The 17106-nt window shown below is 38.3% G+C and carries 13 protein-coding genes, 1 other RNA gene and 2 pseudogenes; 8 read left to right on the top strand and 8 right to left on the bottom strand.

Annotation, left to right across the window (positions count from 1 at the left end; translation table 11 throughout):
* Window positions 1-42 precede the first annotated feature (42 nt).
* From ESY88_RS15565 to ESY88_RS15545, 5 genes are all read left to right on the top strand, one after another.
* Window positions 43-672 carry a SanA/YdcF family protein gene (locus ESY88_RS15565; RefSeq protein WP_147088289.1) on the top strand — a complete coding sequence of 210 codons (630 nt, stop codon included), beginning with the start codon at window positions 43-45 and terminating at the stop codon, window positions 670-672.
* 81 nt (window positions 673-753) lie between these two features.
* Window positions 754-1185 carry a ribosomal maturation YjgA family protein gene (locus tag ESY88_RS15560; RefSeq protein WP_147088298.1) on the top strand — a complete coding sequence of 144 codons (432 nt, stop codon included), beginning with the start codon at window positions 754-756 and terminating at the stop codon, window positions 1183-1185.
* Window positions 1186-1206: 21 nt separating this feature from the next.
* The gene (locus tag ESY88_RS15555) at window positions 1207-1443 is read left to right on the top strand and encodes a hypothetical protein (RefSeq protein ID WP_147088288.1); all 237 of its coding nucleotides are present in this window, start codon (window positions 1207-1209) and stop codon (window positions 1441-1443) included.
* On the top strand, window positions 1444-1878 hold the full coding sequence (locus ESY88_RS15550) for a DUF1361 domain-containing protein (protein WP_147088287.1): 435 nt from the start codon (window positions 1444-1446) through the stop codon (window positions 1876-1878). It abuts the gene before it with no gap.
* Between the two features lie 216 nt (window positions 1879-2094).
* Window positions 2095-4176 (top strand): acylase, encoded by a 2082-nt coding sequence (locus ESY88_RS15545; protein ID WP_147088286.1) that lies wholly within the window; start codon window positions 2095-2097, stop codon window positions 4174-4176.
* Between the two features lie 45 nt (window positions 4177-4221).
* On the opposite strand, the gene ESY88_RS15540 is transcribed toward ESY88_RS15545, so the two are convergent.
* Window positions 4222-5427 (bottom strand): NAD(P)-dependent oxidoreductase, encoded by a 1206-nt coding sequence (locus ESY88_RS15540; protein ID WP_147088285.1) that lies wholly within the window; start codon window positions 5425-5427, stop codon window positions 4222-4224.
* Between the two features lie 136 nt (window positions 5428-5563).
* Window positions 5564-5776 (bottom strand): hypervirulence associated TUDOR domain-containing protein, encoded by a 213-nt coding sequence (locus ESY88_RS15535; RefSeq protein WP_147088284.1) that lies wholly within the window; start codon window positions 5774-5776, stop codon window positions 5564-5566.
* A 393-nt stretch (window positions 5777-6169) separates the two neighbouring features.
* Here ESY88_RS15535 and ssrA point away from each other — a divergent pair.
* Both ssrA and ESY88_RS15520 read left to right on the top strand, forming a co-directional pair.
* Window positions 6170-6564, top strand: a transfer-messenger RNA (tmRNA) gene (ssrA, locus tag ESY88_RS15525).
* A 236-nt stretch (window positions 6565-6800) separates the two neighbouring features.
* The gene (locus ESY88_RS15520; protein WP_147088283.1) at window positions 6801-8051 is read left to right on the top strand and encodes a site-specific integrase; all 1251 of its coding nucleotides are present in this window, start codon (window positions 6801-6803) and stop codon (window positions 8049-8051) included.
* Between the two features lie 1721 nt (window positions 8052-9772).
* Here ESY88_RS15520 and ESY88_RS15515 read toward each other — a convergent pair.
* The 4 genes and pseudogenes from ESY88_RS15515 to ESY88_RS15500 form a co-directional block, all read right to left on the bottom strand.
* Window positions 9773-11188 carry a purine-cytosine permease family protein gene (locus ESY88_RS15515; RefSeq protein WP_147088282.1) on the bottom strand — a complete coding sequence of 472 codons (1416 nt, stop codon included), beginning with the start codon at window positions 11186-11188 and terminating at the stop codon, window positions 9773-9775.
* Window positions 11189-11196: 8 nt separating this feature from the next.
* Window positions 11197-12348, bottom strand: coding sequence for an alpha-hydroxy acid oxidase (locus tag ESY88_RS15510; RefSeq protein WP_147088281.1), 1152 nt, complete (start codon window positions 12346-12348; stop codon window positions 11197-11199).
* Window positions 12349-12357: 9 nt separating this feature from the next.
* The gene (locus tag ESY88_RS15505; RefSeq protein WP_147088280.1) at window positions 12358-13731 is read right to left on the bottom strand and encodes an FGGY-family carbohydrate kinase; all 1374 of its coding nucleotides are present in this window, start codon (window positions 13729-13731) and stop codon (window positions 12358-12360) included.
* Between the two features lie 12 nt (window positions 13732-13743).
* A pseudogene (locus ESY88_RS15500) lies at window positions 13744-14538 on the bottom strand (sugar isomerase); the annotation flags it as partial.
* On the opposite strand from ESY88_RS15500, the pseudogene ESY88_RS21985 reads away from it, so the two are divergent.
* A pseudogene (locus ESY88_RS21985) lies at window positions 14536-14730 on the top strand (IS91 family transposase); the annotation flags it as partial. The pseudogenes ESY88_RS15500 and ESY88_RS21985 sit on opposite strands and share 3 nt — an antisense overlap.
* Before the next feature lie 287 nt (window positions 14731-15017).
* On the opposite strand, the gene ESY88_RS15490 reads toward ESY88_RS21985, so the two are convergent.
* Window positions 15018-16184 (bottom strand): DMP19 family protein, encoded by a 1167-nt coding sequence (locus tag ESY88_RS15490; protein WP_147088570.1) that lies wholly within the window; start codon window positions 16182-16184, stop codon window positions 15018-15020.
* 205 nt (window positions 16185-16389) lie between these two features.
* Window positions 16390-17106 (bottom strand): transposase (locus tag ESY88_RS15485; RefSeq protein ID WP_223270849.1); only part of this gene is annotated, 717 nt, incomplete at its 5' end.

Genomic DNA, 17106 nt, shown 5'->3' with positions numbered 1-17106 from the left:
GGGTATTCAACTTTAAAACATTAATCGCCTGCAATACAGCTTATGAAAAAACTCAAACTTTTACTTTTGGCAGTGGTTTTCGTCCTATTGGGTGTGATAACGACCAATTATTGGGTGGCATTCAAAGCCAGTGGCCATGTGTATGATGATCTGGACTTGATCCCAACCAATAAAGTAGGGATGGTTTTGGGCACTTCAAAATATGTTTCTGGTGGCAATATCAATCTTTTTTACACATACCGCATTGAAGCCACCGTAAAATTGTATCAGGCTGGCAAAATAGAATTCGTTTTGATTAGCGGCGACAACGGCAGTAAATATTACGATGAGCCCAACACCTTCAAAAAGGATTTGATTGAAAAAGGCATCCCAGAAGCCAAGATCTTTCTCGATTTTGCTGGATTTAGAACTTTGGATTCTGTGGTTAGAGTCAAAGCGGTATTTGGTCAAGATGAAGTGACCATCATTTCACAGAAATTCCATAACCAGCGCGCCATCTACCTGGCTCAAAATTACAACATCAAGGCCGTTGGCTTTAATGCAAGGGATGTTAGTGGCAAAGGTGGTCTCAAAGTACAACTTCGCGAATATTTGGCGCGCGCAAAAGCATCCATCGATATTTTATTTGATGTGGAACCCAAATTTTTGGGGGAGAACGTAGAGATTGAATGACGATGAACTTGAACTTGAACTTGAAATTGAACTTGAAGATGAAATTGATGCCGATTGCCAGCAGAAGAACTTGAAAAAACAATGAAACTGAAATTCAATCCCTACTATTTCACTGCGACCTTGCTATTATTTGCTACGGAAGTGTGCCTTGCCTTATTTCTCAAAACAGGATTTATACGGCATTCGTTTGGCGATTATTTGGTGGTTGTTGTGCTGTATTGTTTTTTCCGAAGCTTTATGCAGCTGCGCCCAATGTATCTCGCCATTTTCGTTTTGATACTTGCTTTTACAGTGGAAGTTTCACAGCTTTTCAAGCTTTTGGACCTGCTGCAACTTAGACAAAATAAATTCGCAGCAATCGTTTCGGGAAGCACCTTTAGTGCATTGGATCTTATCGCCTATACTTTGGGCGTCCTAAGCATTTATTCAATAGACAGGAGTTACTGCAAAAAGCAGCTTCATTATAAAACCGACAAGACTTTAGCTGCGAAGCTTCGGAAAAATCAGCTCTAATTTAGATCAATTTAACTTCTCATGGAACCACTCAAAATTCTTATTTTCAACCGATTCAAAATCCTCTCCATACTCTTTGCTGCGATGGCATTGAGCATGCTATTGCTTATGATTCGCATGAAACTCAATCAATCGTTCCATTTCTTGTTTTTGGTTTGGAATCTATTTTTGGCACTCATTCCCTTTGCAATCACCACGGCCTTGGCCAGCGGCAAAAAACCGTATAAACTTTACTTTTTAGTGGTGTTTTTGGTTTAGTTGCTATTTTTACCCAATGCACCTTACATCGTTACCGATTTACTGCACCTTCAAAACAGTGATCGGTATTTGATGTGGTTGGATGTGCTTGTGATCTTATCATTCGCAACCAATGGGCTGGCACTATACTTTTTATCACTTTATGATATGGAACAATCCCTAAAACGCTTCTTCAATCCTAAATTCACTAAAGTCATTCTGGTTTTCATCATTCTCCTCACTGCTTTCGGCATTTATTTAGGTAGGTTCTTGCGCTATAACTCATGGGAAATCTTGAATCATCCCTTCGATATACTTTTGGATGTTGGTCATATCCTGTTTCAGCCCAATATCGAAGCATGGATGTTTACCTTGACTTTCGCTTCTTTTTTGGCAATGCTGTATTGGACGCTAAAAACCTTTACCATAAGCGAGGATTCCAACGAAAAAGACTAAGGCTTAATATTTCTAGAAAGCGCTGTTATTCACCCTTTCATTAAGCAGTTTTTATCTAAAAGTTGTATTCACTTTTCAGCAATAAGTCTATCCTAAAAATCGGTACGGGAAAAACCCGTAAGGTAAATTCAAATCATTCGAGGAAAACAGCGATTTCTATATAGATTTCAATTGAAAATTTATCTTACCTTTAAGTGGTCTGTAATTCAATATCATATGAAAAATTTATTCATTTCTTCGCTACTTATTTTGAGCCTAATTTTAAATGGTTTTAGCCAAAATAATCCCTCTACGACTATTATCTGGGATACTTGGGGTGTACCACACATAAAATCGGACAATTTGGAAGATTTGTTTTTTGCACAAGGTTGGGCAGAAATGCATAATCATGCAAATCACATCATAGAGCTTTTCGGCGTTTCTAGAGGACGAGGAGCAGAGTATTGGGGCAAGGACAAGTTGATGGATGACATGTTGATTCATACATTGGGCTTTTCGGAATTGGCCGATACGTGGGAAAAAACCCAAGACCCCACTACCAAAAAAATCTACGATTCCTTCGTGCGAGGGCTCAATGCCTACGCAGATGCGCACCCAGAGGCAATTGAGGAGGCAAATAAAAAATTACTTCCCCTTACATCCAAAGATGCCAAGATGCATAGCATGTACATCGTTTTCACAAGATTTATAGGGGGTGGAGATTTGGGTCGTGTTCAAGAATGGCCAGACATGGGATCAAACGCTTATGCCATAGGCCCATCCAAGTCAGCCTCTGGCAATGCAATGTTGGTACAAAACCCTCATCTACCATGGTTTGGGGAATTTTTGTTCTTTGAAACTCATTTCAATTTAAATGGAAAGAATATGTACGGCGCCAATCTTGTGGGATTGCCGGGCATTGCGATCGGATTTAATGACCATCTTGGTTGGAGCCATACAGACAATACCATTGATAATGCCGATACCTATGAATTAGATTTGAAAGATGGTGGCTATTTGATTGATGGTGAAAGAAATGATTTTGAAGTGTCAAGCAAGACCATTAAGATCAAACAAGAAGATGGGACATTGATCGAACAGGACATCCCTATTATGAAAACAAGATATGGACCTGTGGTTAAGAAATCGGAAGACAAGGTGTTGGCCATAAGAATGGTGGGAATGGACAGACCGGATATGGCCTTACAATGGTGGAAAATGATCAATGCTGCAACTTTTGATGAATTTGAAACAGCCCTTAAAATGGCTCAGATTCCTTTTTGGAATGTGATGTACGCAGATGATGCGGGCAATATATTCTATCTTTTTAACGGGCTGGTTCCTAAACGGAGTTCTGGAGATTGGAAGTATTGGAACCGATTTATCCCTGGCGGAAAGTCCGCCGATCTGTGGACCGAAGTCCACTCCTATTCTGACTTACCAAAAGTGAAGAATCCAGAGACGGGATGGTTACAAAATTCGAATGATCCTCCATGGACCAGCACGCTACCAATGATTCTAAAACCAAGTGATTTTCCGTCTTATATGGCGCCCATTTATATGTCTTATAGATCGCAAAGGGCTGCCAGAATGCTGATGGAGGACAACTCCATAACCTTTGATGAATTGGTTGATTATAAGCTTTCCACTCATTTGGAATTTGCTGACAGAATTCTTGACGATTTGCAAATTGCCGTTGAAAACTCTAATTCAGATAGAGCCAAAGTGGCCATGAAGGTATTGAATGCTTGGGACAGGGAGGCAGATAATGATAGTCGAGGAACCTTGCTTTTTTATAATTGGGCAAGAAAATTTAATTTAAGGAAAGACGGCAATTATGCTCAAGCTTGGAGTTTTGATTCTCCAGGCACCACACCAGATGGTATTTCCGACCCAAAAAACGCTGTCTCATCATTAGAAAATGCAGCGAACGAAATTGAAGCTGGATTTGGCAAACTCGATGTTGCGTGGGGCGATTATTACCGCATCACATATGGAGATAAGGATTTACCAGCAAATGGAATGGATGGTGCCCTAGGAACCTTTAGAGTAGCTTGGCCAGGGCGTGTTGATGCTACACATGCATATGTAGGGGGCGGGGATTCTTGGGTAGGCGTCATTGAATTTGGCGAAACACCTAGAGCAAAAGTCTTACTAAGTTATGGTAATGCAACCCAAAAAGACTCTCCACACTTTGGTGATCAACTAGAACTTTTCTCCAAAAAAGAATTGAGGGAGGCATGGTTTACAGATTCAGAAATTGAAGCTAACACAAATTATGTAGAAGTCTTGACAGGTAATACGTTTGTTAAGGAATAACACATCCAGTGGCTATATGCAAAGACCTAGACATTGATCATTTTACTACTCCTTCCCATCCACAAAGTTCTGCAAATATTTGAAACGCTTGGTCAGTTTGCCATTTTTGGTGATTCTGGCGCGTTTTAAAATGCCATCATTATCCTTATTGAAAAATGCGGGAAGCACTTCATCCACAAACGAATCTCCAAAACCTTCACTGGCGTCCTTAGGCAACTCGCAAGGCAAATTATCCACTGCCATGACGGTAATGGCATTTTTCGCATCAAAAGGCACTTCTTTTTCACTTTGAGGATCATAACCGTAAAAAGGAGCTGCAATGGTTGAGGCTCTAATGGTGCTGGCTACCGGGCCATCGATATCGCAGGAAATATCGGCAATGAGATTGATTTTGAAATCGGGGTGTTTGGCATCATCCCGTGTAAAAAGATAGGGAGCCGCATTGCCAAAAAAGTGACCAGCAATAAAAAAATCACTAACCTTGGCATAAGGCATAAAGTTACTTTCGTAGCCTGTAGGATCGGCGTAGAATTCGTACTTATCACCCACGGTTCCATCCTTACGTTTGTTGTATTCCATCACATCGACCATGCAATACACAGGTTCAGTAAATTCTGAAGTGAGATATAGGGCATCATTCACTTCAATAATATTTAGGTAGTCGAGGATTTCCTTGGCACCGTGCGCCACTTTGCCGGTGCCAGAAAGTAGGATTTTCAAGTTGGGCAGCTTTATTTTATCGAGTTCCTGCTTTAGCGCATTCAAATCGGCCAGCGTTTCCACTTTAGGCAGTGTGAACAAACCATCACGCAGTCCCAAAGCCCGAAACCCGTTGTAAGCGCCTACCAAACCGGCATAGCGACCGAAGCCTATGAGTCTGGCATTGTTTTTAGCAACAATGGTCTCATGGTCGTACAATTCGATATTCTTTTCTAAAATGGCTTTTAGCAGCGCTCGATTATAGGGTTGTTTTTTAATGGTATGTGAAAAGAAAAAATATGTTTTATTTGGAACAAGCGCCTCAATGGGCACTTCTTTCACACCAATCATTACATCACAATCTGAAACATCCTCAAGCACCTCAAACCCCTTTTCCTCATAGGCAGCATCAGGAAACACGCGAATATTGGAAGCCTCGACCTGAAACACCGCATTTGGGAATTGCAACTGGGCCTCTGCCAATTTTTCAGGAGAAAATACGACACGACGGTCGGGTGGGTTCTTACGTTCTTTGATGATGGCGAATTTCATTTTACGGGGTTTTGGCCACGAATTCACGAATCTCTAACCTTTTACAGAAGACTATTTAATGAAAACGGAGCTAATTTTTTACGAAAATAAGCTGAATAAAACGGATTTACAAGCTAAATTTTTTAGCCCCAAAAAATCAGTCGGCAGGTTTTACCTCGCTTTCACTCTTGAGCACATAATCGCCATCTTCCTGTTGGATGTAGAGTGCTTTATCGTTTTTTTCGCCATTTCTGGTGACCTCGGTGCCCTTGATGGTTTTGGTCACTTTTTCAGTATAGGTTTGCTGAACTTTGCCTTTGGCTGTGCCACTGCCCCATTTCCAGGTGACTTCTGTTCCTTTTTTTATCATATATCGTGAAGTTGTTTGTTGTGAAGTTGTTGAGTTGCTTGTTGTTCAATTGTTCGTGGGTTGTAGTTCGCTATCATAATACATATTGAGACTGAGACTGCCTAAATTTACCTTTAATTACTGAAAAAACGTTCTTAATGAAAATATAAAATCATCTCGGGATGGCTTTTGCGCTGTTCTTTTTAGTAGATTTGTTGTTCTTGTTATTTGAAATATGATGTTTTGAGGATTTGCGTTAGGGATTGAGCAATTTGTTTGAGCTCTTTTTTTGATATTTCATCAAAAAAAAGCGAGTTGCGAAAGCCCGACCTCCCGATAGTTATCGGGATTGGTAACGCCCAAAGAATGAACATTATCTTTCAAATCATAAGGTTTCTGCAATCGCAGGAATATGGGGTCGACTGGTTTTGACAGCGAGACTCATTGGATGGTAAGCACGTCGTGTAATGACTTTGAGACACGTAAAAGGCTAGGTCAACTTTTTAATCGGCGAGAATAACTACGCTTTAGCTGCATAATCTGAATTACAGTAAGATTAAGCTAGTTCCTACTAGGTAGGAAAGCTAAATGTCTCCGGAAAGCCTTGGTTAATGGCGTTCTATTTGAGGCATCGAAAAAATTGACTAAGGCAGCATAGCGCTTCGATGTGCTGTCGAGATCAAGGAGCTAAGTTGCAGGTAGGTTGTCTTTTGCCAGCCTGCAATCGAAAACCCAATGAAAGACTAAACGTGAAGAAAGCTCTTCAATAGCTTGTTTGGACGAGGGTTCGAATCCCTCCGACTCCACTGAATGACTATTAATTGACAACAAAAACCCTGTAAACACATGATTTACAGGGTTTTTCATTTTTATTGAGATTATTTGATAGCAAGTAATAGGAGATTAAAAGACACCTATTCGACACCTATTTTTGAAACCAAAAATGGGTGTCGATTTAGCTGTAATTATTTGATTTTATGTTAAATATAAAATTGCGTTCGATGGTTTTACCCAACTTTATCAGGTATTAATCGACACCTATTTTATGAAAAACACATTCTCAACTCTTTTTTACCTCAAAGATGAGCGTAAAGATAAAAATGGAAAAGCTGGCCTATATCTAAGGATTACAGCAAATGGCAGACGTACAACTATCAGTATGCACAGAAAGATTGACCCCGAAAAATGGGATTCACGAATGAATAAGTTAAGAGGAAAAGGTACTGAAGTAGGTGAGATTAGCAATTTGATGACCAATGTTAGGCATAAGGTTTATCGCATTCAGAACAAACTTTTTGATAAAGGTGATCCTTTTACAGCACAAGATATTAAAGACCTGTACATCGGCAAAAAGGACAAACCGAAAATGCTGCTTGAGATATTTAACGAGCACAATAAGCAGATGAAAAAACTTATCGATATTGAGTTCGCACTCGGTACTTACAAGCGGTATTTTACCACCAGAAATCATATTTCGGAGTACCTCAAAACATCTTATAATATGCAGGACATTCCTATAAGAGATGTGAATCTCAAGTTTATTCGCGGTTTTGAGTATTTCCTGAAAGAAATCAAAGTTTGCAATCACAACTCTGCACTTAAGTATGTCAATAATTTCAAAAAGATCATCCGTATTGCAGTGGGCAATGAGTGGATTACCAAAGATCCGTTTTACAATTATAAAATCAAATTTAAAACAGTAGAACGAGACTATCTCTCACAAGAGGAGATAGACGAACTAATCAATAAAGAAATCAAGGGATCACGCCTTTCTGTCGTGAGGGACATGTTTGTGTTTTGTTGTTATACAGGGCTTTCCTATATCGACATCCAAAAGCTAACTGATAATAACATCGTGATGGAAATTGATGGGGCACTCCGTATCCAAGCTAACAGGACCAAGACCAAATCGAAATTGGGTATTCCCCTACTTCCACCAGCGCTAGCTATTCTGGAAAAATATAAAAAGCACCCTAAAGTCATCAATGGCGACTGTTTGATACCCGTATTAAGTAATCAGAAATCCAATGCCTATCTTAAAGAAATCGCAGAAGTTTGTGGTATTAAGAAAAACCTAACCACTCATTTGGCGCGACACACCTTCGCAACTACAGTCACGCTCTCAAATGGCGTGCCTATAGAAACCGTTGGGAAGTTGTTAGGACATAAAAACTTACGTACCACACAACATTATGCCAAGATTATCGATAGAAAGGTTAATGAAGATATGAAGATTTTACAGAAAAAAATGGCAACTGAAAAGAAAAATAATAAGGATCTAACACAAAAAAATTAGGTTATGCCGTCGATTAAATTTAAACCTGTTTGATTAGTTTTAATATCGTTTTATATTAAAATCACAGTCCCAAATATGGACTAGTATTGAACAAATACCATCCCATTATAGGACATGTTATGGGACACTACCGTCCCAAATATGGACTAGTACTGTACCACTACCATCCCATGAGTGGACAAGCACTGGTATCTATTAATAAACAATACCAAACAAAAGAAACATTACTAAAAAAAAGGGCAGGCCTGTTTTTCATTTTTTTATTTTTATTTAAATCTTCTTATGACTTGAACACAAACTCATATATCTATTTTAAGGCACTTCAGAGATTCCTCACAGAACTTTTACAGGTTTAATTGATAAGTTTGTTTCGGTCGAATTATTAAGTATTAAAAATGCTTAAAAACCCGCAAAGGACCAAGTACAACGGCTATCATAGCAATTGATACATTTTGTTTTCATTTGATGTTTTGATCACAATCTCTCAAATTTAGCTATGGCCTGAGTTTGCTCTATGGTCTTGATAATTGTTATGATCGTATACATTTGTTTCCTTAAATTGGTTCTAATTGGTCTTTCTGGTGGCCCCACTCCTTCTTTTATGGATATATCTTTTTATTCGAAAAAAATCGATAATTGAATCCATCGATTCCGTACGTATCTTGAAATATTTCAAAAAAATTCCTGAAACGTTTTGCAGCTCCCTTTTTAAATCTAATTCCGGTAAACAAGTCCATAGTTTTGCTAATTTGTCGCAAATCCATCCGTAAAGTTGGGCGTTTCAAGGGCATTTGTCGCAAATGGCTGAAACACAAAAAACTGTAAATTTTTCAAGTAATTGATTGTCAGTATTTTATAAAAGAAAAGGAATACTCAACATCGCGCAGCGTGTTACCCTCTTGCTATTCCTTTTCGTTCCGCCCAGCGGAACAAAAATTTCATACAATCTGCTTAAAAGCACATTGCCATTTTCAAAGAACCGAATTTCCCGTATCTATTTAAAAGAAGTTCACTCTCATCAACAAAAACCGAAAAATGAATAACGTTATTTTACTTTAAACACTAAAATTCATCAAATTGAGAACATTTATTTTTTTCATTGATATACTTATTATATCCTGAGCGTTTTCCTTTTCCGAAAAATAAAAAAGTGAAAACAAATGCTCATTTAAACTTGTCTTGCATCCTGGAATCGAAGAATGGGTCGCTCAACTCTATTGATTTACTTCCCATAGCGCCATCGCTGTTACCTTTCCGATATCGTCATCCTATGATTTGAAATTAGGAAAGGACTTACAAAAGGGAGTGGGCGACCGGTTATGCAGTCCACTAATTTTAAATCATAGATATTTACGGAGGAAAGTTAATGGTGGTACGGGATGAGAACAGTTGTCAAGTGGTGTTTTATGACTTTCAAATCTTATCAGAAATCGGAATCTAGCAGATTTAATATTCATCAAATGATGATCGTGATCATTTTAAAGTCGATAAGAAGCTTTAGGAGACTCCTACCCTCAAAATCATCTACGTACCCTTATAATAAAATAGGTTTTAGAACAATTAGGCAATTGTTTTTAAATTCATCTAATGCATAAGCAAAGTTTATATTCTGCATTCTTATTGATTTCAATGTGATTGGACAAAACCATTCGTCTAGACACATAACCACTCAAGCTCAAGGTCTAAGAGGATTTTAAGTTCTTGTACAATTAAATCTAAAGTTATTTGCTGTTCTTATTCTGAAAATACTTGCTAAACACCAAAAACAATACACCGCAAAGCAACCAAGAAGGAAGCGTAACAAAAGATAAAAAGACATCAAATTGAATTGATATAAAGTAAAATAAGCCAAAGCTAATTGCCCAAGCGAATATCACTGCTTTGTTGAATTTGATGTTTGCTACTTCGGCATAATTTTTAATGATTCCATATTTTTTGTGGAAGAAATGCTCAAAAACAATTATAGCACCAAAAGGAGCTAATATGAATCCGTAAAGTGCGACAAAGCCTAAAAGCTGCATTGCAAAGGCAGGAAATAATCCTGCAATAGTTGCAATGGAACCTGCGAGAATCGTCACCCAAAAGGTTGATGCCTTAGGAATGATGGCCTGAAACGCCAATCCTGCTCTATAGATTGTAGGATTAGCCGTTGTCCAACCGGCTAAAACCACCGCTATGATCCCGAATACACCTATGGCATTATTTGCCAAAGGCCCTGGAGCCACCGGAGGCGCTTCGCCATTTGCTAAAAAGTTTAAAGCTTCTGGTGACTTCAAATAAACAGCATACAATAAAGCAGCAGCTATCCAAGCCATGTAATGGCCAACATACATTCCCGCAGCTGTGGTCCATCCCGAACTTGCTTTTTTGGCAAAACGAAATACCGATAAATCGGACATCCCAACGTGCATTGCTGCATTGGCAAACCAAGACCAAATAACCACGTGCCAAAATGTGAACTTTATCTGTCCAGGAAATGGTTCTGAACCTTCTCCCCAGATATTCCAAAAATCGGAAAAACTGGCAACGCCCAATTGATTCAAAGCAACAATCCCACAGGCTAAGAAGGCCAGTACAATTGCAGGCGACATCCAGTTGGCTGCTTTAGAAACCGTATCGTACCCTCTTGAAGCAATCAAAGAAATAACGGCACCAATAACAATCACAATGATTTCCCAAGTGGCGCCGTTAGGCATAGTATCTGTAAGTTTTGGCATTTCCATGTCAAATGGAATTCCTACAGCGGTTGCAGAAACCGTAATCATCGCACCTGCCAAAAAACAGAACAAAACCCCATTTGCGAGGTTATAAAACGTGACTAATTTTTTGCCGCATATTTTTTCCAGTTGAAAATACAAGGTCAGTTTATTTTTGATGGCAATTTCAGCAGTTAAAAAACGCCAGCTTAATACAGCCAATAAATTTCCCAGAAGCAATCCTATTATTAAATCGAACGCACTTACACCGGCCGTTAAAAACAAAGGACCAATCATAAACTCTGTTCCAGCAGCATGTTCTCCGGCGTACATACCCAAAAAACTTTTCCAGCTTTTCAATTTTGACTGGGGAACAGGAATTCTTTCGAATTCACCACCTGCGATTTCTTCGATTTCTTCCTCAATATTGTATTGGCTCATTATGTTCTTTATTTGGTTATTAAATGATTTGGGAAATCTTCTACTCGTTCACAACACAATTGATCCATTACTTGTTGCAGTTGTGTCTTAATAATAGAAATGGTGTGGTCTCCACCTTTGGCTCCTAGAGCCGCAACGCCATACATAAAACTACGACCCATAAATGTAAACTTAGCACCACTGGCCATGGCTCTGGCAATGTCTGGTCCTGAACGCAAACCACTGTCCATCATAACCTCTATTTGGTCGCCGTATTTTTTTGCAATTCGTTCTAATGGCCTGATGCTAGATTCACCGGCATCTAATTGCCGGCCACCATGATTGGAGACAATTACGCCATCAATCCCTAATCTAATGGCTTCTTCCACGTCAACCTCATTGGCGACTCCTTTGAGCACTAGCTTCCCTTTCCACATATCGCGAATAGGCTTTATCTTGTCGGCATTTAACCGACCAGAAAACGTCTGGTCCATGAATTTACCCAACTGTTTCAAATCTAACCCCTTGGGCATATAAGGCAATAAATTTGCAAAACCTGGCTGACCGTGCTTTAAGGTCTGTATTGCCCAATTTGGTTTCCCCATGACTTGCAAAATGTTGCTCAAAGACATTTTTGGAGGCATAGCCAAGCCGTTTCTAATGTCTCTTGGGCGATAGCCGAAGGATGGCACATCGCACAAAATAACCAATACAGGACATTGTGCTGCTGCCGCCCTATTAATAATATCATCTCGCAATCTGTCTTCTGTAGGATGATACAGTTGAAACCAGGCCTTGCCTTCAGTAAGTTCACTGGCGCGCTCAATATTGGTTGTTGTGACGGTACTTAAAATAAAAGGAATATTGTGTTCAAAAGCCGATTTTGCCAGTATTTCTGCTGCATTTGGCCAAATCAATCCTTGCAATCCCACAGGTGCAACCCCAACAGGCGCATCATATTCAATACCGAACAACTTCGTTTTCATACTTGATCCATGATGACTTCTCAAATAATTCGGCTTTAATTGTACGTCTCTTAATTCCGAAGTGTTTCGCACAATATTGACATCGTCATTACAGCCACCATCTAAATATTCAAAGGCGAATCTTGGGATGCGTTGCATGGCTCTGTTTCTTAAGTCGTCTATGGAAGGGTATTTTGTGTTAAAATCTAATGCCATTTTTTTCTTTTATTTTACGATGAAGGGAACGTGTTTTTTGAGCGAATAATTATTCTTTAAGAATTTGGAATTCAATTTGGAATCAGAAATAGCGATGGCTGCTCCAAGAGCGGAGCCTAAGGAAGAGTCTGTAGTTCTCAATTTCTTATCTCTAAAATAATGCGAGAGCAATTTGATGTACACTTCATTATCACTAAAACCACCATCTACATAAAGCCGTTTTATCTCATCGTCTCCAATGACTTTTTTAATACTTTTAATTTGCAAAAGCACTAATTCTGTCATTAATTGATGGTAAGCATGTTCAAATTCGTCAAATGGAATTTTGGTTTCTGAAGGCATATCTGGATCTGTGATACTTTCCCATTTGAAATAATGCTGAAAGTCCTTTATGATTTCAAAATAGGTATCATAATCAAATTTTATGGAGCGATGGTAGTCCTCACTCACATCAAAATGCTTGTCAAGTTTCTGTACTTGGATTTTATATTCATTGCCTAAAAACAAACGGGTTGCTTTTACGGGTTTTCCATTGATACGCATATAATTTATGGCTTCCTTATCTTCTAGGTCCTTGGATATGGCATCGTCATCAAACGGATTGAAAGCAATGCTCCAAGTACCCGTAGAAACCAATACAAATTTCTTTTTGACGCTTCTTACATAAGACAGCAATGCTGCAGAACTATCATGAATGCCAACGCCTATTTTAATGCGTTTGCCATTGTAATTCATATTCACGCTGGTTTCCGTAGATACAATGGGCGGTAAAATTTTATGGATGCCTTCTTCATAAACCCAGTCGTAATAGTCCTTAATTTCGTAATTCCAAAGTCCTGTATGGCATCCAATACTTGTGTATTCACTTAAAGGGATTCCAATAAACACATAACTCAAATATTGTGGTAAATGCAATGAATACTTGATATTCTTGTAAATTTCAGGTTTGCCGTGTTTGATCCAATACAATTGCAGACCGGAATTCAACAAACTCAAATCTGCACACCCTGTTGTGTTGAGAAATTCTTCCCTTGGACCATATTTTTCTAAAAATCCATCAATGATATGTTGATCAATTTGTTTGGTGTAATTGTAGAGTGGGGTTAACGGATTTCCGTTTTCATCCAAATGAACAAAACTGGCGCCATAGGTAGAAAAGTTGATGGCTTTAATTTCATAGGCCTCGGTTGCAAGAATTCTATTAAACACCTGCTTTAACCATTTTTGTAAGGAAGCAAGATCTTCTGTTGGATATCCGTCTTCATCAGATATTTCGTCAAATTTTATATATTCTTTATGAACCTGTTGATAGGCTTCATCAAAAAGAAAGAATTTTTTATTTGTTTTTCCGATATCGAAAACTGCTGTTACTTTTTGTTTCATCTTTAAGAATTCTTACAGACCTGTAGCAACATTATGCTTGCCTCTTTCTTTTATCAATTCATTTCTAACATTCAATTTACGATAGGATTGTATTGGGCTCAAAGCCCCTCCACTTGCTAATCTTGCACTTTCTAAAAGAGGTCTTACATCTGTTCTAAAGGCATCTTGTAAAATTTCTTGGCACTTGACCACATCATTGTTAAGTTGCGCATTTTTCAACTCCGTTTGATCAATGAGCAAGGCTTTGGCGTAAGCTTCTTGAATGGCTTCCAGTGATTGAATCAAATCCTCAAGCGGATCTTTGATATTGTGGCTGGCATCAATCATCCAGGCCAAATCTGGATTTTGCGGATTGTTCTGCATGCCATAGACCAACTCATTGAAAATTAAAAATAACGCATAAGGCTTGATACTACCTACAGTTACATCGTCATCGCCATATTTACTATCGTTGAAATGAAATCCTCCTAATTTTCCTTTTAGCATCAAAACCGAAACTATTTGTTCAATATTGCTGTTGGGTAAATGATGGCCCAAATCAACCAAAGAGTAGGCTTTTTCTCCACAAGCATTGGCCAACATAAACGAGGTGCCCCAATCTTGTATGACAGTACTGTAGAAATTAGGTTCGTAAGGTTTGTATTCAATCAGCAATTTCCAATCATCAGGAAGTCCTTGATAAATTTTCTTGAGACTGTCTTCTGTGTGGCTCAATGCCGTTTGAAAATTATTCTGTCCAGGAAAACTAGACCCATCAGCCAACCAAACCGTGAGGCTTTTGGATCCTAATTGGTTGCCTATTTTAAGTTGCCAAAACTACAAGCTGAACTGGCCACTGTAAAGAGGGAACCTGTCAGAACAAAAGAACCACTCTTGCATCGCCGATGTCCTGTCTGTAAAAAAGGGAGATTGCATACGATACTATTGTTCAACGATCGTGGGCCTCCAGAGAATTGGCGGGTTTTACTGAAAGACAGGAAATTGAATGGGAGCAACTGAAAATTATTCTGCACATGCGGACTGGCTCTACTATGCCTTAACTTTAAAATTAAACGATGAAAACCAGCTATTGAAAATTTAAACCACTAAAAAGCACTCATGGCGTTAGAAAATAATTGAGCTTCATACCTTCTGACCTTGTCAATAACAGCGCAAACTCCAGCCATCCTTCTTTAAATTCATCGTTTTACCCATAGACGGCAAATCAACCGGATTCGTCAACACAGTATTCAGCTCTGGCCTATCGGCGAGCCGAATACTTAGTTATTAGCTGTAGTGTTTTATTCTTATTTATATTTTTTTTTCGATTTTTCAATCCCATTCTCATAGATTATTTCTTCCTTGAGATTTCCTTCATCATCATAAGTTTTAGTAACTCCGTGCTCTTTTCCTTCCGACATTTCTTGATATAAAGTCAGTCTATCATTACTGTAAGAATATTGTTTTCCGTGACGCTTGTGATTTTTATACTCTTGTTCGTTTCTGTCAGTTACTCCATCAAAAATTGAGTATTCATTAATATAAAGACCTGTTCCATCTTTCATTATTTGACTTCCATCTTCTTTCCAGCAATTTTGCACAAAAAACTCTTTGTTTATAAATTCAGTTTCACTTTTCATTTGACCATTAGGATAATATTGTATCCATTTACCATCTCTATCATTCTGGGGAACATAAATTTCAGTCGATTTTAGATTTCCGTTTTCATAATAATGAGAGTGTAAGTTTCCTTTTGGGTTTTGAGATTTTGTTATTGAAAATTTATTGCTCCCATTTTCATAATATTCTGTTCTCTTGCCTGTTTGCTCTCCATTTAAATAATGGATTTCGTCTTTCAGTTGTCCATTTTCGAAGTAACTTCTAAAAGTGCCTGATATAGTTCCATTTTCAAGTGGAATAATTTCCTTAATACTTTTATTTGGGTGGTAAGTTTTAAGCTCACCCGAATAGTTTAGGTCAAATTCATTTCCATCTTCATCACGGCAAATTTCATTTGAATTGTTACGAATATATTTCTCAATGATTTTCATAGTCTGCTCATTGAGTTCATAATATTCATCATCTAATTCATCAAAATCTTCTATTTCTTTATATAGATTGCTAAAAGCTTGTAATCCACCTTTTCTTGCGTCTTTAATTTTTTTGTTTTCCTTGAGGTAGAGTTCGTAAGACCTGTTTACAAGTTCTGCCATTTTATCGTCACCAATATGTTTTAATCCTTTTATGATTGTCGGTACATACTTTCCATAGTCATTGTAATAAAATTGCGTAAATCCACCATTATTAACTTGTGCATCTACATACCACCAATAATAGAGTGCTTTTTGTCCATAAGACAATGTTTTTCCTTTTTTTAATTCACCTTTTCTATCCTTTATATACTCAGAAATCGGTTCGAGAACATACCAACCAAAGTCAAATCCAGTCAATTTGAAAAACTCTCCTTTGTCCAAGCTTGGTCTAAAGTGTTTAGATTGGTCAAATTCCCAATATGGGTCATTTTGCAGTTAATTTTGTCCGAAAAGATTAAATATGTTCATTGTCAATATGATTAAAAATAGATTTCTCAAATTTTCGGTTTTCGCATTACAGCTAACGTCAGTCCGTCTAATAACCTGCCTTGATTTTTGTTAGTAGAAACAAATTACAGATTTTGTTTTAAACCGCGAGTGCCATTTTAATTTTCCTATTGTGATTGGCAAATGTTGCTATACAGGCTAAAAATAGGTTTATGGCGGTTTCTAGTGTCTCAATCATGTCAAAGCCCGTCGTATTGTCTTGTTTTATTATGTTCCAAATTCTCGTGAGATTATATGCTATAAAGATAAAGCCAACATCTGCGCTAGCTCGTAGTTTGGTTTGTTTGGTGATTATATGGTCACAGCCCCATTGTCTTTTCATTGTGCCATAAGGATGTTCCACAATTGCTTGCCGTCTTTTATAAGCTTGGGGATTTTCTAGGACCCGTTTGGCATTCTGTTCTATATATTGGGTGAACTCACTTCGTTGAATGACCTTTCCATTTATTTTGGAAGTAGTGCACAGCGCCCTTGCCGGGCAATTCTTGCACTTATTTGTCTTATACTGCTTGAAGCGGTAATTACGCCCTTTGTATGTGCTTCCGTTGCTCTTCAGTGGATTTCCCTGCGGACAGGTATATGTGTCGTTTTGCTCATTATACACAAAATGTTCGGAGTTGTATTCTGGATCTGGAGCTTGTGAGGCCCTGCCAATTCCCGGGATGGCGACAAGTGTGTCAATTCTCAGGTCGAAAGCTGTTTTCAATTCGCTTCCCGTATGGTATCCCTTATCAAATAGTGCTGTGTGATTGTTTGTTCTTAAAATGGTTTTGGAGCGCCTTAGCATCTGCCCCAT

This window comes from Subsaximicrobium wynnwilliamsii, assembly GCF_007997225.1.
GTDB lineage: Bacteria > Bacteroidota > Bacteroidia > Flavobacteriales > Flavobacteriaceae > Psychroserpens > Psychroserpens wynnwilliamsii.
Note: the sequence above shows the minus strand (reverse complement) of the source record. Positions and strands in the feature narration are given on the sequence as shown.

Bases quoted from the DNA above. Each gene is read 5' to 3' on its own strand.
- ESY88_RS15520 (WP_147088283.1), top strand. From the start codon at position 6,801: ATGAAAAACACATTCTCAACTCTTTTTTACCTCAAAGATGAGCGTAAA.
- ESY88_RS15515 (WP_147088282.1), bottom strand. From the start codon at position 11,188: ATGAGCCAATACAATATTGAGGAAGAAATCGAAGAAATCGCAGGTGGT.
- ESY88_RS15510 (WP_147088281.1), bottom strand. From the start codon at position 12,348: ATGGCATTAGATTTTAACACAAAATACCCTTCCATAGACGACTTAAGA.
- ESY88_RS15505 (WP_147088280.1), bottom strand. From the start codon at position 13,731: ATGAAACAAAAAGTAACAGCAGTTTTCGATATCGGAAAAACAAATAAA.
- ESY88_RS15540 (WP_147088285.1), bottom strand. From the start codon at position 5,427: ATGAAATTCGCCATCATCAAAGAACGTAAGAACCCACCCGACCGTCGT.
- ESY88_RS15565 (WP_147088289.1), top strand. From the start codon at position 43: ATGAAAAAACTCAAACTTTTACTTTTGGCAGTGGTTTTCGTCCTATTG.
- ESY88_RS15535 (WP_147088284.1), bottom strand. From the start codon at position 5,776: ATGATAAAAAAAGGAACAGAAGTCACCTGGAAATGGGGCAGTGGCACA.
- ESY88_RS15560 (WP_147088298.1), top strand. From the start codon at position 754: ATGAAACTGAAATTCAATCCCTACTATTTCACTGCGACCTTGCTATTA.
- ESY88_RS15555 (WP_147088288.1), top strand. From the start codon at position 1,207: ATGGAACCACTCAAAATTCTTATTTTCAACCGATTCAAAATCCTCTCC.
- ESY88_RS15545 (WP_147088286.1), top strand. From the start codon at position 2,095: ATGAAAAATTTATTCATTTCTTCGCTACTTATTTTGAGCCTAATTTTA.